The sequence below is a fragment of the Halosimplex amylolyticum genome (genome assembly GCF_051414035.1).
In the GTDB taxonomy this organism is placed as follows: Archaea; Halobacteriota; Halobacteria; order Halobacteriales; family Haloarculaceae; genus Halosimplex; species Halosimplex amylolyticum.
In genome coordinates this window covers 268457-288524 of sequence record NZ_JBLKNW010000003.1, presented here as the reverse complement: position 1 = coordinate 288524, position 20068 = coordinate 268457, and the positions used below count along the sequence as shown (strand labels likewise).

Here is a 20068-nt window from a genome sequence, read left to right as displayed (position 1 = left end):
AAGCCTGGTGCCGGGAAACTCGGAAGTATGCCGACCCGCTACTCGGTCGTCTGCGACGACGACTGCGCCCGGGAAATCAAGGCGATCGCCCGGCAGTACGACCTCACGGAGGAGGAAGTACTCCGGCAACTCGTCGAGACCGGGCTCGAACACCTCGAAGAACACGCACCGTAGCGGGTGGAGTGGGGACGACACCGAGACGCGGTCCGATACGCGGCGACGACTCGCCGCTCGTGGGCGAGCGGCGGAACCGGACGGGAACGACCGAGACGGCGTTCTCGCGCTGCGGTCGCGCGAATCGGGCTCTGTGTGAGTGACGGAGAATCGGGCGACGAAGACGCAGACTCAGGCGCTGGAGGGGTTCTTGCGCGAGAGTTCGCTCCCGCAGATCGGACAGCGGTCGTGGTTCTCGTCGAACTCGCGGCCGCAGCCGGCGCACTGGAACTGCCAGTCGCGCTGCTCGCTGATGCCCTCGCGGGCGATGAGTTCGACGGCGACTTCCAGTTTCTCGGCGACGTTCTGCATCGCGTAGTCGTCGGTGACGAGGCGGCCGTCGAGTTCGAACGCGGCGGCGACCAGCCGGATGTCCGTCTCGGAGAGCGTCTCGAGGTCGCCGGTCTCCCCGGCGGCGCGCTCGATGCGCTCGACGGTCTCCTCCTCGGGGATGTGGATGTGCATACCCGAGCCCTCCATGGCGTCGTAGCGGTAGGCGCTCTCGTCTTCGAGCTCCTCCCGGACCATGGGCACCGTCGCTTGTTGCTCGTCTGTGTGATAGTCGTTGATAAAAGCGGACGCGTCGAGGACGTACATTTAGCGCTTGACGATCATGTGGTCTTTGACTGCCTGGACGCGGTCGACGGGGACGAGGAGGTGACCCTGCTCGTCGACCTCGAACTGGGTGTTGTCGAGGTGCTCGTTGGGGTCGATGATCAGGTCACGGAGCCGCCCCGTCTCCAGGTCCATCGTGATGTTGTACAGCATGCCCATCTCGGCGCCGTCGGTCCCGGTGACGGCCTTGCCGGAGAGGTTCTCGGCGAGTATCTCGGCCATGCCCCCGACTACCGAGTCCTGCCCTATAAACGCCACGGGGCCGTCTGACACCCGCGTGACGACCGCCTGTCGCCGCGGGGTCGCCGCCCGGGTCGGCGGTCCGCCCGAGCCCCGCCGCGTCCTGTTCACATCACCGCGGCTGGTCCGGTCCCAACAACCGACCGGGGGCTGTCGATTCGAGCGCCGACGTCGGCGACGATATCGAGGGGTTCCACCGTGCGAACGGGCCGCACGCGGATCACCGGGACTATAGTCGTGGTCTCGCTACGGGTCCGTCATGGATCGCCGACGCTTCCTGGAGGTGGGTGCCGCGACGCTGGCGACCGCCGTCGCGGGCTGCGGGCTGGGAACCGGTGCCGAGACGCCGACAGATGGGGACGAGTCCTCGTCGACGCCGACGGAGACGCCGACGCCGACCGCGACGGAGACGCCGACGGAGACGCCGACGCCGACCGCGACGGAGACGCCGACGGACACGCCGACGCCGACCCCGACGGTTCCCCCGCAGGCGGCGCAGGTCGTCGCCGTCGCCGACGGGAATCGCACCTTCGACCCGCAGGTGTTCGAGATCAGCACGGGGGAGACCGTGGTCTGGGTCTGGCACAGCAGCGGCCACAACGTCCGCGCGACGGCGCGACCCCGCGGCTCGGACTTCACCGGGACGCCCGGCGGCGACGACGACCTCTACGACGAGGGGTACACGTTCTCCCACACGTTCGAGGTCGCCGGCGACTACGAGTACCACTGCTATCCGCACCGTAACGTCGGCATGACCGGGTCGTTCACCGTCACCGAGTAGCCGCTCGACCGCCGAGGCAGTGCGCGGTGGCCGTCGATGACAGTGCGCCGAGGGTGCTGTCGCCGACAGTGCGGCGGTGGCCGTCGCCGATACTACGCCGAGCGCGCCGCCTTCGCCGTTTCGCCGACACTGTCGCCTCCCTGGCGGCGCCGAGACGGTCGACCGCCGGAACGACACCGACGGGAACGGCCGCCGTGGGTTTATCCCCGGCCCGTTCGAATCCGCTGCATGGACCGCCGACAGCTACTCCGGACGGGAGCCGCGGCGCTCGCGGCGGCCCTCGCCGGGTGCGGAGACGGCGACGGGACCGCGACCGAGGAGCCGCCCGCGGACGGCGGAGGCGGCGATTCGACGCCCTCGCCGACGACCGCGCCGGCCGGCGGAGGGGGGACCACCGCCCCGCCCGACGAGACGTCCCGACCCGAATCGACGCCGACCGCCTCGGCCACGCCGACGGGGACGTCCGAGACGACGCCCACCGCGACGGCGGCGCCGACGGCCTCCCCGACGTCGACCGCCGCGACCACGTCGACGGCGACGCCCCGGCAGGCCGCCCAGGTCGTCGCGGTCGCCGACGGCGCCCTCGCGTTCGACCCCGAATCCTTCGAGATCAGCACGGGGGAGACCGTGGTCTGGGTCTGGCACAGCAGCGGCCACAACGTCCGCCCCGAGTCGACGCCGAGCGGGTCGGACTTCTCGGGGACTGCGGGCGGTGACGACGACCTCTACGACGAGGGCCACACGCTCTCGCACACGTTCGAGGTCGCCGGCGAGTACGAGTACTACTGTAACCCCCACCGGAGCGTAGGCATGACCGGGTCGTTCACCGTCGCGGAGTGACCGCTCGGACGGCGCGAGCGGTTCCCGAAGCCCGGCGATGACGGCCGAGTCGCGGCCGCGCTCGTCGGGCGCGCGCGGCGAGATGAATGCACTTATCCCGCCCGCAGAGTTGATCCAAGACAACCGACCTTTCTCAGGTGATAGGATGGCAGACTCAGAACAGACAGACTCCGACGACGCGTCCGGGGAGACCCTCCGGACGCCGATAGTCGCCGTACTCGGCCACGTCGACCACGGCAAGACAAGCCTGCTCGACGAGATCCGCGGCTCCGCGGTCACCGAGGGCGAGTCCGGCGCGATCACCCAGCACATCGGCGCGACGGCCGTCCCGCTCTCCGTCATCTCCGAGATCGCGGGGGAACTCGTCGACCCGACCGACTTCGATCTGCCGGGGCTCCTCTTTATCGACACGCCCGGTCACCACTCGTTCTCGACGCTGCGCTCCCGGGGGGGTGCGCTCGCCGACATCGCGATCCTCGTGGTCGACGTCAACGACGGCTTCCAGCCACAGACGCTCGAAGCGGTGGACATCCTCGCACGTACGCAGACGCCCTTCATCGTCGCCGCGAACAAGATCGACACCGTCCCCGGATGGAACCCGAATCCCCACGCGCCCGCCCAGCAGACCATCGACGCCCAGACCGACCGCGTCGAACGCGACCTCAACGAGAACCTCTACGAACTCATCGGCGACCTCTCGGACAACGGCTTCTCCGCGGACATGTACTGGCGCGTCCAGGACTTCCAGAACAACATCGGGGTCGTCCCCGTCTCCGCCGAGACCGGCGAGGGCATCCCCGACCTGCTCACCGTCATGATGGGCCTCTCCCAGCGCTACATGAAAGAAGAGATGGCCGTCGACGTGGGCGGCCCGGCCGCCGGGACGGTCCTCGAAGTGCAGGACACGCAGGGCTTCGGCAAGACCGTCGACGCCATCATCTACGACGGCACTATCCGCTCGGACGACCGGATCGTCGTCGGCGGCGTCGAGGGCCCCATCGTCACCGAGGTCCGCGCGCTGCTCCGCCCCCGCCCGCTCGAAGAGATCCGCACCGAGGGCCAGTTCGAACAGGTCGACTCGGTCGCAGCCGCCGACGGCATCAAGATCGCCGCGCCGGACCTCGACGACGCGATGGCCGGCGCGCCGATCCGCGTGGTCGGCGACCGCGACGTCGAGGAGGTCGTCGAGGAAGTACAGGCCGAACTCGCGGACATCGCCGTCGAAACCCAGGAGGAAGGCGTCGTCGTGAAGGCCGACACCCTCGGCAGTCTGGAGGCGTTGGCCTCGACGCTCGAAGAGGAGGAGATCCCGATCGTCCGCGCCGAGGTCGGCGACGTCGCGCCTCGCGACGTGCGCGTCGCCGAGACCGCGAACGAGGAGAAACACCGGACCATCCTCGGGTTCGGCGTCGAGATCCTCGACGACGCCGCCGACCTCGCCGAACAGGAAGGCGTTCGCATCTTCGAACACGACGTGATCTACCGGCTAGTCGAGGCCTACGAGGAGTTCGTCGAGGAGCGCGAGCGCGCCCAGCAGGACCAGGTGCTCGACAATATCACTCGGCCCTCGCGCTTCCACGTCCTCGACGACCACACGTTCCGCCAGTCCGACCCCGCTGTCGTCGGCGTCGAGATCCGGGGCGGATCACTCCGTCGGAACTCCCACGTCGTCAAGTTCGAGGGCGACGAGCCCGAGCGCGTGGGGATGCTCAAGTCCATCCAGGACGAGGGCGAGGACGTCGACGAGGCCCGCACGGGCGAACGCGTCGCCGTCTCCATCGACGGCCCGACGGTCGGCCGCCAGATCGAGGAGGGCGACGACCTCTGGACCGAGATACCCGAGAAACACGCGAAGATCCTCGAACAGGAGCTCTCCGAGGACATCCCCGCCGACGAAGTCGAAACGCTGAACATGTACCTCGAGAAGCGCCGCAACCGCGACCCCTTCTGGGGGAAGTGACCGCGCGACAGCCCTCCTCGACCCACCCTCGCACCTGCAGTAATAATATTTAATTACGTCGCACTCGACGTTCGAGACGTGCTTCGACGAGACGAGACCGCCGCGCGAGGGATGCTGTCGGTCCACGACGCGGTCCTGGCGCTGATCCCGGCGATCCTCGTCGCCGCGACGCTCGCCGGGGCGGTGCTCTCGTGGTCGTGGGTAACGGCGCTGGCCGTCGGGAGCGTCCCGGCCAGCGGGACCATCGGCTACGCGCTCTTTTACAATCCGCCGGACGGCGCCAGCGAGGGCTGAGACGGCGAAAAAACGGGGCCGAGGTAGTTACCGGGCGGTCGGGCTGGTGCTGCCGGAGAGGGCCTGTTTGACCTGGAGCGCCGCGCTCGCCGCGAGGCCCTGGGCGAGGTCGGTGCGTTCGTCTTCGGTGATGGTCGCGTCGGCTTCCTCGGGCGTGTAGCCGGCCGAGACGACGGGGCCGACGGGCGGGCGGACGGCGACCGTGGCCTCGGGACCGTCGGTGCCGGCGGTCAGGTCCGAGCCGACCACGAACTCGGCGGGGAGGAGTTTTCGCGTGTGCTGGGCGACGAGCGAGAGGTCCCGTTCCAGCTGGCGGCGCTGGTCGGGCGTCAGCGTCTCCGGATCCAACCCCTCGTCTCCGAACGGCGTGTTTCCGTACATGAAGCTCTTCCCCACCCGTACTCGTCGCAGGGTCTTAACCCCTGTGTGTCGAGTAGGCGGCGGTCGCGGTCGCGGTTGGCCGCGGCTACTCGTTATTCGGGACAGTAGCGGTTCGCTACTCAGTCGAGCAACGGCTCGCTACTTCCGTAGGCGGCCACCACGACGGCGGTCGCGTGCTCATCGTCGGCCGCCGGCGTCGACTCGACGACCACCTCCGGTTCCTCGTGGAAGGTCCACTCGCGAAGTTCCATCCCGCGCCGGAGTCCCGACTCGACCGCACGGCCGACCGCGTCGGGGTCGGTCCCGCTGGCCTCGTAGAACAGCCCGCGGCCGGACTCGCTGCGGACCCACCCCAGGCCCGCGCAGGCCTCGCCGTCGACGCCGGGAATGAGGGTCTCGCGGCCCACGACGGCGTACAGCGCCTCCCCGGCCGGGCCGAGGTCGGGCGCCGTGCCGACGCGTTCGAGGCGGGCCTCGGCGGGGATGACCGAGGAGAGCGTCACGAGATTGTAGTTGTGGACGCCCGCCTCGGCCAGCGCCGCGTCGAACGACGACATCGCGGTCGGGCCGGTGGCCGACCCCCACGCGACCCGGATAGTGCTCATACCACCGTCTCGTCGACTCCGGCGCTAAGGGGTTTCGTTTCCGGTCGAATCGAACTCAGAGTCCGTTCGCCATCGCAGCGAGGTGCAGCGGGTAGGACTCGCCGCCCTTCCCGCGGCCGTCGACGCCGGGCGTGGGCGGGACCGCGCGCTTGTGGAGCGAGTCGACGTACAGTTCCGCGACCGCCTCGGCCGTCTCCGGGTCGACGTCGAGGGCCTCCACGGCGTCCTCGACGCGCTCGCTCCGGTCGACGACGCGGCGGAGGACCGGGTCGATCGCCGAGTACCGCGCGCCCAGGTCCTCGGCGTCGGTCTGGCCCGCCCACAGGTCGGCGGTGGGTTCCTTGGCGATGATCCGCCGCGGGACGCCGACGTGCTGGGCGAGCGCCCGGACCTCGGTCTTGTAGAGGTCACCCAGGGGAAAGAGGTCGGCACCGCCGTCGCCGTACTTCGTGAAGTACCCCAGCAGTAACTCCGAGCGGTTGGCCGTCCCGCAGACGAGATACGAGCGCGCGTTCGCCGCGTAGTACAGCGCGCACATTCGCAGGCGCGCGGTGACGTTCCCGATCTCCCGGCGGCCGCCCGACGGTGCGACTTCGGCCGCGACGTGGTCCTCGAACACGTCCACCAGCGGGCGCAGGTCGACTTCCCGGAACTCGATCCCCAGTCCCTCCGCCATCGTCTGCGCTTCCTGGGCGTTGTCCGCGTCGGTGTGCGCCGGCAACCCGAGCCCGAGGACGCGTTCGCTCCCGAGCGCCTGTACGGCCAGGTTCGCCGTCAGCGTCGAGTCGATCCCCCCGCTCAGACCGACGACGACCCCCCGAGCCCCCGCCTTCGTCACTGTGTCCTTGACGAATCCGACTATCTGCTCGTGTATCGCCTCCAGATCCCTGCGATCCGTGAGAAAGCCTGGCTCCGCCTCACTGCTCGTCTCGGTATCGGCGTCGTTAGATAACATCGGTTTCGATCACCGTATCACGATAAACGTAGACGAACATCCTGCATTTAGTCCTAATCCTTAAACAACTACTAGTGGTAGTGAGGGAACGTGATCGCCTGCGTCGACGAGATAGGAGAGCGGGGTCGCGGTGCGTTGCTGGGGCGGTGGAGTCGCGGTGCGGAGGTGCCGAGCGTCCGGCGAGCGAACGGAGTGAGCGAGCCGGTTCACCGCTCGCGCGGAGCGCGAGCGGCCTTTTTCACCCATGTTTTTGGCGGACGGGTTCCCGCAGGTCGCCGTAGGCGACCGAGGAAACCCGTCCGCGAAAAAGATGGTCTCAGTAGAAAGCGACCGGCTGACCCTCGGTCTGGTCGCCCTCTTCGATCTTCTCGAGGGCGTCCTCGAAGTCCTCGGTGCGGACGTCGGTGCGGCCGTCGCGGATGGCGAACATGCCGGCCTCGGTGGCGAGGCTGGCGAGTTCGGCGCCGGAGAAGCCGTCGGTCTCAGCGGCGAGGTGCTCGAAGTCGACCTCGTCGGCGAGGCTCATGTCCAGGGTGTGGATCTCGAGGATGCGGCGGCGGCCCTCGGCGTCGGGTTCGGGGACTTCGATGAGGCGGTCGAAGCGGCCGGGGCGGAGGATGGCCCGGTCGAGCATGTCGAAGCGGTTGGTGGCGGCGATGATGCGGATCTCGCCGCGGTCCTCGAAGCCGTCCATCTCCGAGAGCAGTTGCATCATCGTGCGCTGGACCTCCGCGTCGCCGGAGGTCTTGGATTCCGTTCGTTTGGCGGCGACGGCGTCGATCTCGTCGATGAAGATGATGGCCGGTTCGCGCTCGCTGGCGAGTTCGAAGAGATCGCGGACGAGCCGCGAGCCCTCGCCGATGAACTTGCGGACGAGCTCGGAGCCGGCCATCTTGATGAACGTGGCGTCGGTCTCGTTGGCGACGGCGCGGGCGAGCATCGTCTTGCCGGTGCCGGGCGGGCCGTGGAGCAGGACGCCGCTCGGCGGGTCGATGCCGACCTCGTCGAACTGCTCGGCGTTGATCAGCGGTTCCTCGACGGCTTCGCGGACCTCCTGGATCTGCTCCTCGAGGCCGCCGATGTCGTCGTAGGTCACCTCGGGCGACTCGTCGACTTCCATCGCCTGCGCGCGGGCGTCGGTCTCGGTTTCGAGCTGGGACTGGATAGAGAACGAATCGTTGATGGCGACGCGGTCGCCGGCCTCGAGCGCCTCGCGGAGCTGGGTGGGCAACTCGGTGAGGACCTCCTGGTTGTTGCCGTGCTGTTTGACGACGACGCCGTCGTCGGTGATCTCCTCGGCGGTGGCGACGTACAGCGAGGAGGTCTTGAGCGTCTCGTTCTCGCGCTCGAGCTCGTCGACCTCCTCGGTGAGCGCCTCGCGGCGGTCGCGTGCGCTCTCCAGCTGGGCTTCGAGTTCGCTGTTGACCCGAACCAGCTGTCGGTAGTGCTCTTGCAGGGCCCCCAGCCGCTCCGACGGAGACATGTCGGGGTCGAGTTCCAGCCGGGGTCGCTCGGGGAGAGAGGGACTGCGTGACATCGGGTTAGTGGGTGGTAACAAGCGAAAGAAAAAGTGCCTTTGGGTGTCGACGGTCGGTCGATCCCAGAGACATCCCGCGGTCGCGGGGGCGCCAGCGACGCGTTCGAGGTCGCGAGAGCGTGAGGGCGGGCCCGGGCGTTCCGTCCCGGCGGATGCGGGAGAGCGTTCCGTCCAGCGAGCGCGGTCGGGCGTTCCGTCGCAGCGGTCGGACGCCGTCGACGGGGGCGCCGAGACGGAATGGAGAAGGCTTATCGGCGGGCGTCGCACACCCACCGGCATGGTCGAGTTCGTAGTACCGGAACCGGAGTACGACCGGTACTCAAACCGCCAGCTCGCGGCCGTTCCGCTCGCGCTGCTGGCACTGGCGTTGCTGGTCCTCGCGGGGTGGTACCTGACGACCGGGGCACCGGTCACACCGGGTATCGAGTTCACCGGGGGGACCGAGGTTCAGATAGCGACCGACGCGTCACAGACGGAGGTCAGACAGGCGCTCGAGTTCGAGACCGACGGCGTCCAGCCGGTCGCGGGGTCGAACGAGTACATCGTCACCACGCAGTCGACCGACACGGATACCATCCGCTCGCAGGTGGAGTCGGCCGGCTACGAGATCGTCTCGATACAGACGCGGTCGGCGAGCTTCGGCGCCGACGCCCAGCGCCTCGCGCTCATGGGCATCGGCGTCGCGTTCGTCGGGATGAGCATCCTCATCTTCGTCCTGTTCCGCTCGTTCGTGCCCTCCATCGCGGTCGTCCTCTCGGCGTTCTCCGACATCATCATCCCGCTCGCGCTGATGAACCTCTTCGGGATCAAGCTCTCGCTGGGGTCGGTCGCGGCACTCCTGATGCTTATCGGGTACTCCGTCGACTCTGACATCCTCTTGAACAACCACATCCTCCGCCGACGTGGGAGCTTCTACGAGAGCACCTACCGCGCGATGCAGACCGGTGTGACGATGACCGTCACCTCCATCGCGGCGATGACGGTGATGTACATCGTCTCGTCGCTGTTCCGGATCCCGCTGCTCCCGGATCTGGCGATCGTGCTCGTCTTCGGGCTGGTCGTCGACCTGATGAACACCTACATGATGAACCTGAGCCTGCTTCGCTGGTACAAGTTCGAGGGGGTGAGCCGATGAACCTGCGCGCGAACTGGCGGATCGTCATGCTCGTCGTGTTCGTCCTCGCGTCGACGGCGGCCCTGTTCGCCCCGGCCGCCGCCCCCGATCCCGGTGCGAACAACAGCTCTTCGGTCGGCGCGTCGACCGATCCGACGAACCTCAAATACGGGCTGGAACTCGCCGGCGGGACGCGCATCCGCGCGCCACTGGTCGGCACGACCGCCGAGAACCTCGGCATCGACCAGAACAACCGGGCGAGCATCCGCGAGACGATCGCGACCGAGATGAACGTCACCGGCGGCGACGTGAACGTCAGGCTGAACACGGGTAACGGCGACGCGGTCGAGGTGCTCGAACGGAACGTCAGCGAAGAACGCTTCCGTTCGGCCCTACAGACCGCGGGTCTCGACACCGCGGACGCGACGTTCCGACGGGGCGTCACCGGGGAGACGCGCCAGCAGACCGTCGACACGATCGAGGCGAAGATCAACCGCGGGGGGCTGAGCGGCGGGACCGTGACGGACCAGCGCTCCGCCACCGGCGAACACTACGTCGTCGTGGACGTCCCCAACGCGAACACGACGCAGGTGCTGAACCTCATCGGCGACCAGGGCGAGGTCCGCATCGTCGCCCACTACCCGGTCGAGGGCGACAACGGCACCGAGTACCGCAACGAGACGGTGCTCACGAACCGCCAGCTCGAACGCTCGCAGATCGGCGTCGCCGACACGGACCGCAACGGTAGTCCCTACGTCCCGGCGACGCTCACCGAGGAAGACGCGCAGAACTACTCGCAGGCGCTCGTCGACCTCGGGTTCACGTCGAGCGAGGCGACCGGCAGCCAGCGCTGTCGCTATCGCTCGCAACCCTCCGACGCGGGGTACTGCCTGTACACCGTGGTCGACGGCGACGTCGTCTACGCCGCCTACCTGAACCCCGGTCTCGCCGAGTCCATCGAGTCCGGCGAGTTCCAGAAGGCGCCGACCTTCCAGATGCAGACCACCTCGATGGACGAAGCCCAGAGCCTGCAGGTCAACCTGCGCGCCGGCGCGCTGCCGACCGAACTCGCCGTCGACGAGGGGACCGTGCTCTTCCTCCAGCAGAGCCTCGGCGACCGGTTCAAGTCCCGAGCGCTGCTGACGGGCCTGATCGCGTGGCTCGCCGTCAGCGGGATGGTGTTCCTGCGATACAAGAACCCGCGCGTCGCGCTCCCGATGCTGGCGACGGCCGCCGCCGAGGTGTACCTGCTCCTCGGGTTCGCCGCCGCTATCGGCCTCCCGCTCAACCTCTCGTACATCGCCGGGTTCATCGCAGTCATCGGGACCGGTGTGGACGACCTGTTGATCATCGCCGACGAGATCCTCAACGAGGGTGAGATCGCGACCGGCAGGGTGTTCCAGAACCGCTTCCGCAAGGCGTTCTGGGTCATCGGCGCCGCCGCGGTGACGACCATCATCGCGATGAGCCCGCTCGCCTTCCTCTCGCTCGGGGACCTGCAGGGCTTCGCCATCGTCACCATCGTCGGCGTCCTCATCGGCGTGCTCGTGACGCGTCCCGCGTACGGTGACGTGCTGCGGAACCTGATGCTGAGCGAGCAACAGCGAGACTAACGGTTCGCCCCCGTTTCGCCATCGTTTCTATCCACTCGCGCCGAAGAGAGACGGCCCGCCAGGTATTTTTCCCGTAGCGACGACTGAGCGTCCATGTCCTATCTCGCCGTTCGAATCGGCGTCCCGGACGAGACGGCCGCGCACCAACTGTCTCGGGTACTCGTCGAAGAGCGGATCGCCGCGGGGACACGGACGTCCTCGGGCACGAGCCACTACTGGTGGGACGGCGAGGTGAACGAACAGCGCTACTGGACGATCACGGCCTTCACGACGTCCGATCAGCTGGACCTGCTGTACGAACTCGTCGACGGGGACCACCCCGACGAGTTGCCCGGCGTCACGCACACCGAAATCGATGCGAGAGACGAGTACCTGGCGTGGATCGAGGACCAGACCAGGTGACGAACGGCCCCGACTCCGCCCGCTCTGTTCGGTCCCTACCTATTCGGCGTCGTCGAACTCGAAGACGCGCCGCAGTTCGAGTTCGATCCGGTCGACGAACTCCTGGAGAACCGCGTCGAACGTCTCGTCGTCGACGGGGAGGTCCCCTGCGCGTTCACGCGGGTTCTCGGGGAGTTCGACCCGGAACTCGCCGTCCCCCTCGTAGAACGGTTCGCTCCCGTCGAGCACCTGGCGGTCGATCGCCTTGAGCAGCGTCGAGTCGTACCGGCCGTGGAAGTGCTGGTACGCGTTCCTGTACGCCGTCTGGAGTTCGTCCATGTAGTGGACGTACTTGTCTTCGAACTTCTCCGGGTCGAAAGCGGTCATAGTCCGAAACACGACTGCGCGCCGGTAAACGACTTCGTTGTCTTGAGTATCCGGGCCGAGCGAAGCGAGGCCCGGTTCTCCGCTCGCGCGAAGCGCGAGCGGCCTTTTTCACCACCGGAAGACGGTTCTGCTCGTTCGCTTCGCTCACTGCGCGGACTGCGACTTCCGAGCCTTGCCTCGCTCCGCTCGGCAAGACCATGTTTTTGCCGACCGGGTTTCCTCGCTCGCTCCGCTCGCTGCGGAAACCCGGTCGGGAAAAAGATGGTTTAGAAATCGTCGAGCGTCGTCCGCTCGTGGCTGCCGCCGTCCGAGCGCACTTCGGTTTCGCCGCTCGCGTCGCCGCCGACGCGGCCACCGTCGGGCTGGAACTCGCCGAGCGAGGACTGGGAGGCGGCCGCGAGCACGTCCTGGCTGGTCTTCCAGGACTCGCGGGCACACGGCGGGAGGGCGTCGTGGTCGGCGACGTAGGATTCGAGGAAGTCGCGGGTCGTCCCGTCGCCGGGATAGCCGCTGCCGACGGCGCCGTAGCGGTCGGCGAGCGCGTCGACGTGGGCGTCGCGGGCCACCTTCGCGACGATGCTCGCCGCGCCGACGACGGGATAGGTCTCGTCGGCGTCGTGCTCGGCCCGCAGGTCGACCGCGGCGTCGGTGCCGTCCTCGACTCGGCGCTCGAAGCGGACGGCGTTCGTGTCACAGGCGTCGACGTACCCCGAGTGGGGGTCGTCGGGATCGGGAGACTCGTCGGCCGCGTCGACGAGTCTCTCGATGGCCTCGGCGTGGGCGGCGACGGTCAGCGAGTTCATGTCCGTCTCGTCGTCGTCGATGCGGTCGACGGAGATCTCGGCGACGCCGACGGCGCCGACCTCGCGGATGGTCGCGGCGAGTTCCTCGCGGCGGGCGGGGGCGATCCCCTTCGAGTCGCCGACGTCGTCGGGCAGGTCGGCCGGGTCGACGGCGACCGCCGCCGCGAACATCGAGCCCAACACCGGCCCCTTGCCGGCCTCGTCGACGCCGAACTCGTGCATGGCGGCGCCTTGTGCCTGCTGGTATTTAAGCTGTCGCGGTCGAGACGCCGACCGTCTGACACGCGTCTGCCGCCTCCGGGCCGCTAGTGGCCGTTTTCCGCGACGGGACCGGCCGCGGGGCGCCGTCGGCCGAGTCACAGCGACGGAAACGCGGGCGACCGCGCCTCTCGCGCGGTCCGATGGCCGCCGCAGTCGGCCGGTGCCGTCACTCGATCCGCTCGTCGAGGTGTCGGGCCAGGTTGCGTCCGATGGCTTCCATCCCGGCGTCGCCCGGGTGGAGGATGTCCGCGGAGTACCCCGACACGTCCGTCAGGTCGGTGCCCTCGATCACGAATATATCCGGGTGGTCGGTTTCGGCGACGATCTCCCGGACCGCCGCGCGGAACGCCTCGGCGCGTTCGGCGTCGCCGCCCTCGATCACGTCCGGGTAGAACGGGAACAGCGTGATGCAGGCGATCGGTTTGTCCGGGTGGGCGTCGACGATTGTCCGGACGAACGCCTCGGCGCGCTCCTCGAACGCCGCGACCGAGAAGTCCTGGTTGGCCATGTTGATCGACAGCGCGAGCGTGGCCACGTCCCAGTCGTCGCGGTCGGTGACGTACTCCGCCATCGGCAGGTCGGCGTACGCCGACCCGGAACAGCCGAAGTTCAGCGCGTCCCACCCCAGCGCGCGGGCGGTCCGCGAGACGTAGTTCAGGTGCGTCGCCGACGACGCGGCGCCCTCGGTGATCGACGTGCCGTAGGCGAGGTACCGCGTGTCGGGCAGTTCCTCGGGTCCGGGCGGGCGGCAGTCGCCCGTCACGTCGTGGACGGCGACCGCCGGCGTGCGCTCGAAGAGAATGCGGCAGACGCGCGGGTCGAACCGGCTGTCCACCTCGGTGTCGAGCTTCCGGACCCGCTCGGGCACCGCGAGCGTGTACGTCTCGGGCTCCGGCCCGATGTCCGTGGGCTTCCAGGGCTGGAACGGCCCCCAGAACACGCGGAACTGGCCCGCCTCCTCGGCCGAGAGCGTCACTTCGATCTCCGCGTCGTCGGTCTCGGGTACGAACCGGAGCTCGCTCCCGGAGGGCTCACGGACGCGGCCGTCGGCCATCTCGTTCAGCTGCGCGGCGACATCGGCCGGAAGGCGGTGCAGGCGATCGCCGTCGTCCGTCCAGTCGGCGGGAACCGTCTCCGCGACGTTGTGCAGCGAGACCGAGGGGTAGTCGTCGATCGTCGGCATTCGCTCCCACAACTCGCACCGTCCCTCTTGGCTCCGTCGGTGGCGGTGGCTTCGGCCGCTTGGTCGGTCAGTCGCCGTCCGCGTCCGCGGCCTCGCCGTCGTCCGCCCCGTCGTCGGCCCCTGCCGGACTGTCGCGGAAGAACTCCGCCTTCGCGAACGGTTCGTCCTCGCCCTGCACGTCGAGCACGTCCAGCGCCGTCACTTCGGCGTCGACGCCGAGCAGGCCGGCCAGGCTCGGCTCCGTGCGCCCCTCGTCGCTGGAGACGAGTTCCTTCACGTAGAGGCCGCCCTCGCCGTGGAGTTCCACGGTCGCGTGGCGCTCGTCGGCCAGTTCGCCCTCGATCTCGTACACGTCGCGGGTCCGTTCGATGTCGGCGCGCCGGTGGTCGACGCGCTGGGGCGTCCGCTGTTCGACGGTCGTGCCCTCCAGTTCGTCCAGCGCCGCGGCGAAGGCGTCGGCATCCACGTCGTCCTCGAACTCGACGTCCATCCGGTAGGTCTTGCTGGCGTCGAGTTCCTTGACGCGCTCGACCATCTCGTAGGTCGCCTGGCGGAGGTCGAGCACCTCGACCTTGCCGTCGGCGAAGTCGTTGATCTCGGGCTGGAGCGCGGCGGCGTCGACCGTCCGCTCGCGGGGCTCTTCGATCTCGATGACGAACGGGCGCCCGCCTTCGAGCATCAGCGCGTCGACGTCCTCGCGGCCGGCGCCGTGGAAGGTCGCCGACTCCCCGTCCATCGCTTCCTCGACGACGGGCGCGGTGAGCTGCTCGACGCTCTCGTCGTAGCGGTAGCCCGAGCCGTCACAGCCCTCGCAGATCTCCCCGCGGTTGAGGCCGGTGCCGTTGCAGTCCGAACAGGGCCACTTCGTCTGCGGGATGTCCCGTTCGAGTTTCCGGTAACGGCCGTAGACGAACGCGGAGTTGACCTGCGCGTCGACGGTGTCGTCGCCGAGGTTCAGCGTGACCTGCACGTCGGGGCGCTGGAACTCCACCTCGGTGTCGGTCTCGCGGCCGAATCGCTTCCCTACCTCGCGGTTGAGTTCGGTCTTGAGCGCCTCGCCGGCGTCGTCGTCGAGTCCCAGATCGTCGCGCAGCAGCGTGTCGTTCTCCTCGAACAGCGGCGGGACGCGCGTCCCGACCTGGAAGGTCTCGAAGTCGTAGTCCCGGACGGCGTAGGCGGCGCGCTCGGCCCACTCCCGGACTCGCTCCTCGTCCGACTCGCCCTCGCAGACCCAGCACGGCTCGTCGGGTTCGAGGTCGGCGACGGGGCGGTCGTCGGCGAGCGCGACGGCGACCCGGAGGCTCCGGCCGCGCTCGCGATTCGTGAGGCCGAAGCTCCGCTCGGCGACGAGCCGGCCGAGACAGGGGTCACAGAGCGGCCCCGTCTCGACGGCCCGTCGAGCCAGGTCGAGAACGTCGTCGGTCATTGGCAGTCAGTGGGCGACGGGGCCGTAATTCCCTTTCGAAGCGTCGCGGCGCGGGTCACGTCCGGGTGGAGTCAGCCCGTCGGTCCGCCGTCGGTCGCAGCGTCCATCGGTGTCCCGTCGGTTGACCGTTGGTCGACCGATCGCAGTCCGCCGTCGGACGCGCCGTTCATCGTCACCACCCGCTGGGGGAACGGGATCTCGATGCCTTCGTCGAGGAACGCCCGGTAGACGGCCTTGTTCAGACGGTGGGTCGCGCGGCCGCGCAGGACGGGCGCGGGAATCCAGCAGAGCAACTCGACGTCGAGCGCGGACTCGCCGAACCCGCGGAACCGGACGCGCGGTTCGGGTTCGTCCAGCACCACGTCCTCGGCGGCGGCGACCGCGTGCAGCGTCTCCTCGACGTGGTCGACGTCGGTCCCGTAGGCGACGCCGACGGACACGCGGACTCGGCGCTCGCGCTCGGGCGAGGACTCGTTGGTGATCGTGGCGGTGTTGAGCACGGCGTTGGGGACGGTCACCAGCAGGTCGTCGCGCGTCCGCAGGACCGTCGAGCGGATGGAGATGTCCTCGACGCGGCCGCGCTCGCCGGATTCGAGGACGACGAAGTCGCCCACCTTGTAGGTCCCGTCGGCGTACAGCGCGATCGACCCGAAGAGGTTGGCGATGGTGTCCCGGGCGGCGAGACCGATGACGATGCCGAGCACCCCCGCCGACGCCAACAGCGGTGTCACGTTCACCCGCCAGTACCAGAGGACGAGGAACGCCGAGGCGCCCAGCAGCAACGCCGTCCAGACGTTCTGGAAGATGGGGACCATCTGGTTGCCGACCGTGTCGTCGCTCGTCAGTTCGTTCGACACGCCCCCGCCCATCCGCGCGAGCTGGACCGCCCAGACGACGGTGACCAGCGTCAGCATCCCCGCTTTCGAGGGGTCGATCCACGCGGGCACGTCGACGAGGAGTCGTATCCCGAGGTAGCCCCCGACGAGGACCACCGTGACGTACACGGCGGGGTGGACGCTCCGGAAGATCACTGCGTCGACGTCGCCAGGGATCCGCCGGGTGAGCCGCTTGATCGCGACGTCGCCGCCGACCCGGACGAGCCACGCCGAGAGCAGGGACCCACCGACCACGACGAGGAGGCCCTGCCAGCGCGGGAGCGCCAGCACCGCCGCCCAGAGGTCGGTAGCGAGCTTTGATTGCATTCCGGACAGTACTCGGGTAGTGGCGATAAACGTGCCGTCTACCCGCGCAACGCGATTCAGCGAACGGCGTGGGCGCGGTCGAGTCGGTCTCGGTCCGATCCGAATACCCTTTATCGCGGAGCGCTCCCCTCACTTCCATGGACACGCAGGCGACGCTGCTGGCGCTGCTGGTCGGCCTCGTGCAGGGCGTGCTGGAGTGGCTGCCGGTGTCGAGCGAGGGCGGCGTCGCGCTCGTCGTCGCGCTCGCGACCGGCGAAACGGCGTTCGACGCCACTCGCTTCGCCCTCTTTCTCCACGGGGGGACGGCCGTCGCCGCGCTCGCGTTCTACCGCGACGACGCGTTCGCTCTCGCGAAAGCGGCCCCCTCCTGGCGACCACGCGACGCGTTCGGCGCCGACCGGGCCGACCTGACGTTCTACGGCGTCGCGTCGCTCGTCTCGGGCGTCGTCGGGCTCTCCCTCTACGCCGCGCTCTCGGAGGTCGCGACGGAACTCGCGGGCGGCGCGTTCGTCGCCGCCGTGGGCGTCCTCCTCGTCGGAACGGGGGTCGTCCAGCGCGCGGCCGACCGCTGGGGTCTCGGCGAGCGCGACACGCCCGACGCCGTCGACGCCGTGGTGGTCGGCGTCTGCCAGGGCCTCGCGCTCCTCCCGGGCGTCTCACGGTCGGGGACGACCGTGAGCGCGCTCCTCCTCCGCGGTCACGAGGGCGAGCGCGCGCTGCAACTGTCTTTCCTCCTCTCCATCCCGGCCTCGCTTGGCGCGGGCCTGCTCGTCGTCCTCGACGACGGTGTGCCGACGATCCCGGTCCCGCAGGCGGTGCTCGCGCTCGGCGTCAGCGCCGTCGTCGGCTACGTCACCGTGGGCGCGCTGGTCGCGCTCGTCCGCCGCGTCGCCTTCTGGGGCGTCTGCGTCGGGTTCGGCGCGCTCGCGATACTCGGTGGCGGGATGCTCGTCGCCGTCGAAAACGGGTGGATCGGGATCGCGTAACTCCGCCGACGCCGAACGGAAGCAGCGTCGGCGGCGAAGGCGTGTGGAGAGCCGAATCGTCGATCAGGGGGACCGCGTCAGTTCGTCCGCGTCAGTTCGTCCGCGTCAGTTCGTTCTTCGTCCCGTCGTTCCGCCCCCGTCACTTCGCCGACGGGCGGTGCTCGACGGCCAGTCGCTCGTGGGCCCGCCGCGAGAGCGGGACCGTGACGACCCGCCGCGCTCGAACGGCGAGCGCGACGACCGCGAGGCCGACGACCAGTTCCGGTCGAGCGACGAGCGCGACCAGCGCGACCGTCACGACCATTGCGACCAGACTCGCCGCGACGAGCTGGCCGAGGCCGTAGGACGCGAGGGGAGCCGATACCGCAGCCGAACCGCGTGAATGCTGTCTCATCTCTATCTGATCGTAGGAGCCGTTCCCCCATAAGCATAATCTGAAATACATTTCTGTAGGGCGAAATACTGAAACGCAGTCCGGTAACAGAGCTGTCAGTTTCCGAGTTCGAACCGGTGGATAGGGGCAGGAATTCGCGCTCGCTTCGAGCACATGTAGCGAAACATGTATCGGGCGACCGACTGTATCGACAGGTATGGCGACGGACGAGACTCCGGAGGAGACGAAAGTCAGCGACCGGGGGGTGATCACGATTCCGGCATCGCTGCGTCGCCGGCTCGACATCCAGGCCGGCGACAAACTACGGTGGAACGTCGACGAAGCGGGGCGACTCGTTGTGGAAGTAGTCCGCCAGCGATACGGTGCGTTCGAAGACGACGATCTGAAGGCCGATCTCGGCGGAGACAGCGACGGGACGCACGATCTCGCCGGGAACGAACGGGACTCCGCGTTTTCGGAGAACGTCTGATGGCGATCGCAGTTATCGATTCGAACGTTTTGATCGATTACAAGGATACGGGAGCGGGAAACCGCCACGAACGGGCCGAAGCCATCGTTCGCGCAGTCGATCGGGGCGACCTGCCGACGGCGAGAGTGACGAACTACGTGTTGCTGGAGACGTTGAACTGGATTCACGAACGCCAGCGTCACGACATCGCCGTCGATCTCCGGCACCGCCTTTCGGAGTCCGCGGGGTTCGAACTGATACACTCCGCACAGACCGACTTCCATCGGGCGGTCGAACTGTTCGAAACGTTCGACGGACTCGCGTTCGGCGACGCGACCATCGCCGCGCACATGGAGCGGACGGATGTCGAGTACCTCTACTCCTTCGACGACGATTTCGATGCGGTCGACGGTATCACACGGCTGGAAACGGCCGAAAATCCCTTCGATGGACGGTGAGTCCCCCGGCGCTCGGCAGTCGATCTGACTGTCGCCGCTGTCTCGCCCAGACGAATTTATATACATCGCGCCGTCAACGTCCGGTAGTCACGGAATGAGCGGGGACGAAGCCAAACTCGTGGACACGTCCGGGGACTACGCGTTCGTCGTCCGGGACGGGCAGCCGGTCGAAGAGCCGCGCTGGCGCTCATCGCGGCTGGTCCTCACGAGCAAGCGCCTCGTCCTCGCCGAGGCCGACGGCAACAAGTCGTTCCCACACAGCGCGCTCGAACTCGTCGACGACGTCGACGGCGTGGTCCCCGAGGGGTTCCCGGCCGACGGCGCGACGGCCGTCCGCGCCGGCGATCACGTCCTCCTCGTCGACGCGCCCGACGTGGAGGCGTTCGATCGGGAGTACTGCCGCGCCGCGCTCGACACCGAGGTCATCCTCGTCAAACACCCGGCGGTGGTGGGCGGGGTCGTCCAGGACACCGAGTGGTCGAAGGCCCGCTTTCGCTTCGCCGACGACGAGGTCAAACTCGCGCTCCCCGGCGGGCGGACGACCTCGTTCGCCGTCGACGACGTCGGGACAGTCGAGACGGCGAGCCAGGGGGTCATGGGAACCCAGCGCCGGGTGGTCCAGCTCGAACACACCGACGAGGAGGGCCGCAGCGTCGAGACGCACTTCTCGGGCACCGAGGCCCACTGTAACGCCCTCGCCCACCTCTTCGAGGCCGTCGTCTCGGACCGCCAGAGCGAGGAGTACGAACTCTCCGACGTCGAGAACCAGGTCCTGATGGCGCTGTACTCGGGCGTCTCCCCGTTCGAGATGGCCGACTTCGTCGGCATCAGCGTCGACGAGGTCGAGGAAATTTACCAGAAACTGCTGGAGATGGACGCCGTCGACGAGGTCCGCGTCCGAACCGAGGTGTCGCTGAACGCCCACGGGCGCAACCTCGCGAGCGAAGCGATGAGCGAGCAGTGACCGGGAGATCCCGCTGACACCGTCGGC

At 68.5% G+C, this 20068-nt stretch carries 24 protein-coding genes; 12 read left to right on the top strand and 12 right to left on the bottom strand.

Annotated features, from left to right (window positions below; genetic code table 11):
* Positions 1 to 27: 27 nt before the first annotated feature.
* Positions 28 to 174, top strand: a complete 147-nt coding sequence (locus tag ACMGFE_RS16485) for a CopG family transcriptional regulator (protein WP_436926322.1) — start codon at positions 28 to 30, stop codon at positions 172 to 174.
* Positions 175 to 345: 171 nt separating this feature from the next.
* On the opposite strand, the gene ACMGFE_RS16480 is transcribed toward ACMGFE_RS16485, so the two are convergent.
* Together ACMGFE_RS16480 and ACMGFE_RS16475 are read right to left on the bottom strand one after the other, a co-directional pair.
* Positions 346 to 810 carry an NOB1 family endonuclease gene (locus ACMGFE_RS16480; protein WP_436926321.1) on the bottom strand — a complete coding sequence of 155 codons (465 nt, stop codon included), beginning with the start codon at positions 808 to 810 and terminating at the stop codon, positions 346 to 348.
* A complete protein-coding gene (locus tag ACMGFE_RS16475) occupies positions 811 to 1050 on the bottom strand; it encodes a PRC-barrel domain-containing protein (RefSeq protein WP_436926320.1) in 240 nt (79 codons plus the stop codon).
* A 277-nt stretch (positions 1051 to 1327) separates the two neighbouring features.
* Between ACMGFE_RS16475 and ACMGFE_RS16470 the strand changes: the two genes are divergently transcribed.
* The 4 genes from ACMGFE_RS16470 (at position 1328) to ACMGFE_RS16455 (ending at position 4943) form a co-directional block, all read left to right on the top strand.
* Positions 1328 to 1849: a plastocyanin/azurin family copper-binding protein gene (locus ACMGFE_RS16470; protein ID WP_436926319.1), complete on the top strand. Its 522-nt coding sequence runs from the start codon at positions 1328 to 1330 to the stop codon at positions 1847 to 1849.
* 228 nt (positions 1850 to 2077) lie between these two features.
* Complete coding sequence (locus ACMGFE_RS16465; RefSeq protein WP_436926318.1) at positions 2078 to 2689, top strand: plastocyanin/azurin family copper-binding protein; 612 nt, start codon at positions 2078 to 2080, stop codon at positions 2687 to 2689.
* A 145-nt stretch (positions 2690 to 2834) separates the two neighbouring features.
* A complete protein-coding gene (infB, locus tag ACMGFE_RS16460; RefSeq protein ID WP_436926317.1) occupies positions 2835 to 4649 on the top strand; it encodes a translation initiation factor IF-2 in 1815 nt (604 codons plus the stop codon).
* 78 nt (positions 4650 to 4727) lie between these two features.
* Positions 4728 to 4943: a DUF8015 family protein gene (locus ACMGFE_RS16455; protein WP_436926316.1), complete on the top strand. Its 216-nt coding sequence runs from the start codon at positions 4728 to 4730 to the stop codon at positions 4941 to 4943.
* A gap of 27 nt (positions 4944 to 4970) precedes the next feature.
* On the opposite strand, the gene ACMGFE_RS16450 is transcribed toward ACMGFE_RS16455, so the two are convergent.
* The 4 genes from ACMGFE_RS16450 to pan2 form a co-directional block, all read right to left on the bottom strand.
* Positions 4971 to 5324 carry a DUF5811 family protein gene (locus ACMGFE_RS16450; protein WP_436926315.1) on the bottom strand — a complete coding sequence of 118 codons (354 nt, stop codon included), beginning with the start codon at positions 5322 to 5324 and terminating at the stop codon, positions 4971 to 4973.
* A gap of 119 nt (positions 5325 to 5443) precedes the next feature.
* Positions 5444 to 5929, bottom strand: coding sequence for a pyruvoyl-dependent arginine decarboxylase (locus tag ACMGFE_RS16445; protein ID WP_436926314.1), 486 nt, complete (start codon positions 5927 to 5929; stop codon positions 5444 to 5446).
* A 55-nt stretch (positions 5930 to 5984) separates the two neighbouring features.
* Positions 5985 to 6884, bottom strand: a complete 900-nt coding sequence (locus ACMGFE_RS16440) for an NAD+ synthase (protein ID WP_436926313.1) — start codon at positions 6882 to 6884, stop codon at positions 5985 to 5987.
* 316 nt (positions 6885 to 7200) lie between these two features.
* The gene (gene pan2 / locus ACMGFE_RS16435) at positions 7201 to 8421 is read right to left on the bottom strand and encodes a proteasome-activating nucleotidase Pan2 (RefSeq protein WP_436926312.1); all 1221 of its coding nucleotides are present in this window, start codon (positions 8419 to 8421) and stop codon (positions 7201 to 7203) included.
* A 277-nt stretch (positions 8422 to 8698) separates the two neighbouring features.
* Between pan2 and secF the strand changes: the two genes are divergently transcribed.
* The 3 genes from secF to cutA all read left to right on the top strand — a co-directional run bounded on the left by secF (position 8699) and on the right by cutA (position 11550).
* Positions 8699 to 9556: a protein translocase subunit SecF gene (gene secF, locus ACMGFE_RS16430; RefSeq protein WP_436926311.1), complete on the top strand. Its 858-nt coding sequence runs from the start codon at positions 8699 to 8701 to the stop codon at positions 9554 to 9556.
* Positions 9553 to 11148 carry a preprotein translocase subunit SecD gene (locus ACMGFE_RS16425; protein ID WP_436926310.1) on the top strand — a complete coding sequence of 532 codons (1596 nt, stop codon included), beginning with the start codon at positions 9553 to 9555 and terminating at the stop codon, positions 11146 to 11148. Before secF ends, ACMGFE_RS16425 begins: the two co-directional genes overlap by 4 nt.
* Positions 11149 to 11241: 93 nt before the next feature.
* Positions 11242 to 11550, top strand: coding sequence for a divalent-cation tolerance protein CutA (gene cutA / locus ACMGFE_RS16420; protein ID WP_436926309.1), 309 nt, complete (start codon positions 11242 to 11244; stop codon positions 11548 to 11550).
* Positions 11551 to 11589: 39 nt separating this feature from the next.
* Here the strand turns inward: cutA and ACMGFE_RS16415 are convergent, their stop codons facing one another.
* From ACMGFE_RS16415 to ACMGFE_RS16395, 5 genes are all read right to left on the bottom strand, one after another.
* Positions 11590 to 11916 (bottom strand): DUF5783 family protein, encoded by a 327-nt coding sequence (locus ACMGFE_RS16415; RefSeq protein ID WP_436926308.1) that lies wholly within the window; start codon positions 11914 to 11916, stop codon positions 11590 to 11592.
* Between the two features lie 266 nt (positions 11917 to 12182).
* Complete coding sequence (gene rnhB, locus ACMGFE_RS16410) at positions 12183 to 12941, bottom strand: ribonuclease HII (RefSeq protein ID WP_436926307.1); 759 nt, start codon at positions 12939 to 12941, stop codon at positions 12183 to 12185.
* A gap of 205 nt (positions 12942 to 13146) precedes the next feature.
* A complete protein-coding gene (locus tag ACMGFE_RS16405) occupies positions 13147 to 14163 on the bottom strand; it encodes a GDSL-type esterase/lipase family protein (protein WP_436926306.1) in 1017 nt (338 codons plus the stop codon).
* Positions 14164 to 14230: 67 nt separating this feature from the next.
* The gene (locus ACMGFE_RS16400) at positions 14231 to 15589 is read right to left on the bottom strand and encodes a tRNA pseudouridine(54/55) synthase Pus10 (RefSeq protein WP_436926305.1); all 1359 of its coding nucleotides are present in this window, start codon (positions 15587 to 15589) and stop codon (positions 14231 to 14233) included.
* A 71-nt stretch (positions 15590 to 15660) separates the two neighbouring features.
* Entirely contained in the window at positions 15661 to 16791 is a 1131-nt protein-coding gene (locus ACMGFE_RS16395; RefSeq protein ID WP_436926304.1) for a mechanosensitive ion channel family protein, read from the bottom strand.
* A 137-nt stretch (positions 16792 to 16928) separates the two neighbouring features.
* Between ACMGFE_RS16395 and ACMGFE_RS16390 the strand changes: the two genes are divergently transcribed.
* Positions 16929 to 17777, top strand: coding sequence for an undecaprenyl-diphosphate phosphatase (locus ACMGFE_RS16390; protein ID WP_436926303.1), 849 nt, complete (start codon positions 16929 to 16931; stop codon positions 17775 to 17777).
* A gap of 139 nt (positions 17778 to 17916) precedes the next feature.
* Here the strand turns inward: ACMGFE_RS16390 and ACMGFE_RS16385 are convergent, their stop codons facing one another.
* Positions 17917 to 18171: a hypothetical protein gene (locus ACMGFE_RS16385; protein WP_436926302.1), complete on the bottom strand. Its 255-nt coding sequence runs from the start codon at positions 18169 to 18171 to the stop codon at positions 17917 to 17919.
* Between the two features lie 196 nt (positions 18172 to 18367).
* On the opposite strand from ACMGFE_RS16385, the gene ACMGFE_RS16380 reads away from it, so the two are divergent.
* From ACMGFE_RS16380 to ACMGFE_RS16370, 3 genes are all read left to right on the top strand, one after another.
* Complete coding sequence (locus ACMGFE_RS16380) at positions 18368 to 18640, top strand: AbrB/MazE/SpoVT family DNA-binding domain-containing protein (RefSeq protein ID WP_436926301.1); 273 nt, start codon at positions 18368 to 18370, stop codon at positions 18638 to 18640.
* Positions 18640 to 19077: a type II toxin-antitoxin system VapC family toxin gene (locus tag ACMGFE_RS16375; protein WP_436926300.1), complete on the top strand. Its 438-nt coding sequence runs from the start codon at positions 18640 to 18642 to the stop codon at positions 19075 to 19077. Before ACMGFE_RS16380 ends, ACMGFE_RS16375 begins: the two co-directional genes overlap by 1 nt.
* Before the next feature lie 94 nt (positions 19078 to 19171).
* On the top strand, positions 19172 to 20041 hold the full coding sequence (locus ACMGFE_RS16370; RefSeq protein WP_436926299.1) for a CheF family chemotaxis protein: 870 nt from the start codon (positions 19172 to 19174) through the stop codon (positions 20039 to 20041).
* The last annotated feature ends 27 nt before the right edge of the window (positions 20042 to 20068 follow it).